Source organism: Schwartzia sp. (in: firmicutes) (genome assembly GCF_978017985.1).
This window is the reverse complement of sequence record NZ_CDXDFU010000007.1, coordinates 1-3,378: the sequence shown is the minus strand read 5'-3', so window position 1 is coordinate 3,378 and position 3,378 is coordinate 1. Positions and strand designations below refer to the sequence as shown.

The 3,378-nt window shown below is 49.1% G+C and carries 4 protein-coding genes; all 4 read right to left on the bottom strand.

From position 1 onward, the window contains the following. Positions 1 to 184: 184 nt before the first annotated feature. The 4 genes from ACY69O_RS00380 to ACY69O_RS00365 all read right to left on the bottom strand — a co-directional run bounded on the left by ACY69O_RS00380 (position 185) and on the right by ACY69O_RS00365 (position 3,280). Entirely contained in the window at positions 185 to 538 is a 354-nt protein-coding gene (locus ACY69O_RS00380) for an ExbD/TolR family protein (protein WP_462331490.1), read from the bottom strand. After that, positions 535 to 1,170 carry a MotA/TolQ/ExbB proton channel family protein gene (locus tag ACY69O_RS00375; protein WP_462331489.1) on the bottom strand — a complete coding sequence of 212 codons (636 nt, stop codon included), beginning with the start codon at positions 1,168 to 1,170 and terminating at the stop codon, positions 535 to 537. The genes ACY69O_RS00380 and ACY69O_RS00375 overlap by 4 nt, the downstream gene beginning before the upstream one ends. 27 nt (positions 1,171 to 1,197) lie before the next feature. Continuing rightward, positions 1,198 to 2,175, bottom strand: a complete 978-nt coding sequence (locus ACY69O_RS00370; RefSeq protein ID WP_462331488.1) for an ABC transporter substrate-binding protein — start codon at positions 2,173 to 2,175, stop codon at positions 1,198 to 1,200. Positions 2,176 to 2,242: 67 nt separating this feature from the next. Beyond that, positions 2,243 to 3,280, bottom strand: a complete 1,038-nt coding sequence (locus tag ACY69O_RS00365; RefSeq protein WP_462331487.1) for a FecCD family ABC transporter permease — start codon at positions 3,278 to 3,280, stop codon at positions 2,243 to 2,245. Between the last annotated feature and the right edge of the window lie 98 nt (positions 3,281 to 3,378).

The window sequence follows — 3,378 nt, the reverse complement described above, 5'->3', positions numbered from 1 at the left end:
GGCTTTGGTATACTCCCTGCGTTGACGACAAAAAAACCACCAAAAGCCAGCAGCAGAAAAACAGCAGCATGAAGCAGCACAGAACCTAACCATGCCTGTGCCTCTTTCTTTGATGCGTCATTCATTTTGCCTGCCCCCCGGAATCAGCGGCCAGACCAAAGCGTGTAACACCTGCAGCCTTCAGCTAGTCCAAAATCGCAATCACACGCCCATATTCAGCTCCTTCATCCGCCCGAACAACCACGGAAAATTTTGGATTATGCTTAGTCTGTTCTTCCGAACGCTTAATGAGTACGGCTTCCTTTATTGGCTTATCCTCCAGCCACAAAGAACCGTCCTTCTTCATTGTTACCAGATAGGTAACGCTTGTTTTCATCTCCGCAGTCTGTGCCTTAGGCATCTGAATATCCACCGTTTTCAGATTCACCATGTAAAGGGTGCTTATCATGAAAAAGACAAGCAGAAAAAACATGATGTCAATCATCGGAATAATCATGACCTCAGGTTTTGAAAAGCTGCGGCGGTCTCTGAGCCTCATGCTCCCACCCCTGCTTTAGCGATATTTTCGCGCTCGCCTTCTACCATTGAAAAGCACTGCTCCATATCCGTTACAATATTTTCAATTCGCTGCGCAAAATAGGAATGCACCGTTAGAGCCAGAATAGCAACGCAAAGGCCGAAGGCTGTAGCGATAAGAGCCTCGCTGACACCGCCCGTAATAGCCGTTGCCTTTCCGCCATCAATATCAAACACGCTGAATGAGGAAATCATTCCGCTTATGGTTCCGAGCAGGCCGAGCAGCGGAGCCATCGTGACGATAACATTCAAATAATAAAGACGTCTTCTGAACTGTGACAGAGCAATACCCGACTGTACCTCCATATAGGAAGTCATGGCATGGTAATTTGTACCAGCAAGGCGCATAGCACCGCGCAAAATTTCCGGCAGAATGCCGTTTGCGTTTTTAACATCTTCTGCAGCTTCCGCATAATGCTGCTGCGTCAGATGCTCGTAAAATCCTCTTGCAAATTTTCTGCCTGCATCCATCTTCGAAAAATACATGCTTCGCTCAATGGCTATAGACACCACAAAAAGCGAGCACAGGAGCAGGAGATACATGACGAACCCGCCCTTGTGAAAATAAAGTACCGCATTTGAAATCAATTCCATAAAAATACCTCCGATAAAACATAAAATTTATTCTTCCGCAACACTCAGGTGACGTGTGGTCGGCTGAGCGAACTCATCACCGTACAGAACATACGCCATTTCCTGAACTCCAAAAACAAAATTCTGTGAAATATTATATACATAATGCGCCCAAGGCTCAAGCACACGGTTTTCCCTTATGGCAGTCAGAGTCTGCAGCGAAGGATCGCTTCTGTATTCAGCGCCATACCGTTCCTCAGGGGAATTGGGCTCATGATAGCTCGGGAACATCAGTATATCAGGATTCATTTCCAGGAGCTGCTCCTTTGCCATTACCTGTCCTTCCTTGATGCCTGCAAGGGCCTTCGCGTTTTTCGCGTCCGCGAATTTGCAATAATCATCGAAAATACTTCCCCGTCCGCCGTAGCCGGCCATAACGGAAATGAACGCGATGCGTTTCCCCCGTTTTTCTGCAGGAATCGCATCAATCTTTTCTTTGAGCTTAGAAAGCTCGTCTCCCATTTTGGAAATAAGCTTTTCTCCACGTTCAGGCTCTCCTATTGCCGCCGCGATAAGGCGGATAGTCGAGTGAATCTCCGCCAGACTCTTAGGTGATTTCACGACAACGACAGGAATATGAAATTCCCGCAGCGTCTCTATCTTCTCCTGGGATATCCACGCATGGACTATGATGAGATCCGGCTGCAACGATATGATGCGTTCAACAGGAGGATTTCTTTCAATCACATGCGGTATCCTCTGAGAGAGCTCGTACACATTGGAACGGCTCGGATCCGCAAACTCCTTGTTGATTGCAACCATGCGCTCCGGCTCGACGAGTCCCAAAAGTATCTCGTCCGTTCCGGTCATGAATGACATAATCCGTTTCGGCTTCGCCGGGATATGAACCGTGGTTCCCTGATAATCAACGATATCATAGCCGGAGCCATCACCCGCGTTCTTCTCTGCTTTTTCCTTTCCGCAGCCCATCAAAAGGCTGCAGACAATACCTAACAGAAGGAACACAAGTACCGTGCCCCTATGACATCGATACCTTGCTTTGAACATGACTTTCTTCCCTTTCTCTATACGCTCACCGTGTTGTAGTATACGTTTTTCTCAGCAAATAGAGAAAATACGGAGTACCGATAAGAGCCGTCATAATGCCCACGCGTACCTCGCTGGGTGACACAATAACGCGCCCTATAGCGTCGCATAGCACAAGAAAGCTTGCTCCCGCAAGAACACTTGCAGGCAGGAGATATCTGTGGTCAGGCCCTATCAGCATACGCATCATGTGAGGAACAACAAGACCAACAAAGCCGATGTTTCCGCTGATGCAGACGCCCACCGAAGTCGTCATTGCAGCAAGCGCCAAAAAACCGAGCCGATATTTTACCACCGGAAGGCCTACCGCCTTAGCCTCGATATCTCCGAGTACCAGGACATTTAGGTGCCGCGCCATCAAAAGCATAACAGCTATACCGCCCAAAATCGGGCCAACTCCCATAAGAACGTGCTCCCAACGCCTGTAATCAAGACCACCGATTGTCCAGAAAAGATACTGCTGGAGCTTATGCTCGTTTACCACTGTCAAAATACCTGCTGTTGCCGCTGCCAAAAGCATACCCACCACGACGCCTGATAAAAGAAGCATCATCATGGGTACCTTTCCGTGACGCATAGCAAGTCCCACGGTCAGAATAACCGCACATGCCGCGCCGCAGAGAGCAAAGAGCGGAGTCGCAAACATGCTCATCTCACTGAAGCCTGTGGCTATGGCTATGACCGCCCCCAGGGACGCGCCGCTGGACACGCCGACTATGCCCGGGTCTGCCAGAGGATTCGCAAAAAGCCCCTGCATGACAGTGCCCGATGCCGCAAGTCCGGCCCCAACCAAAAGACCGACTATGGTACGTGGCAGACGAATATGAAGAAGCACCGCCTGCTGCTCCGGAGTCACCACTACATCAGTGAGGACAGGCAGCCCAAGGGACTGGCACAAAAACGCAGCAGCCGTCCGAAGTGGAATATCAATCTGCCCCCATGCCATAGACAAAATGCTGACTCCTGTCAAAATCAAAACCAGTAAAATCATATAGACTCGAAACGACAATTTATTCTTTATCATGGACATCCTCCGTTTCACCGGATTGGATTACATGCAAAAGAGCCTTTCGTTCCGGATTTTTCTCGTTAGGTTCTGTATAGACCTCCACATGTCCCGTC

Excerpts from the sequence above, each read along its gene's own strand:
- ACY69O_RS00380 (WP_462331490.1), bottom strand. The coding sequence starts at position 538 with ATGAGGCTCAGAGACCGCCGCAGCTTTTCAAAACCTGAGGTCATGATT.
- ACY69O_RS00375 (WP_462331489.1), bottom strand. The coding sequence starts at position 1,170 with ATGGAATTGATTTCAAATGCGGTACTTTATTTTCACAAGGGCGGGTTC.
- ACY69O_RS00365 (WP_462331487.1), bottom strand. The coding sequence starts at position 3,280 with ATGATAAAGAATAAATTGTCGTTTCGAGTCTATATGATTTTACTGGTT.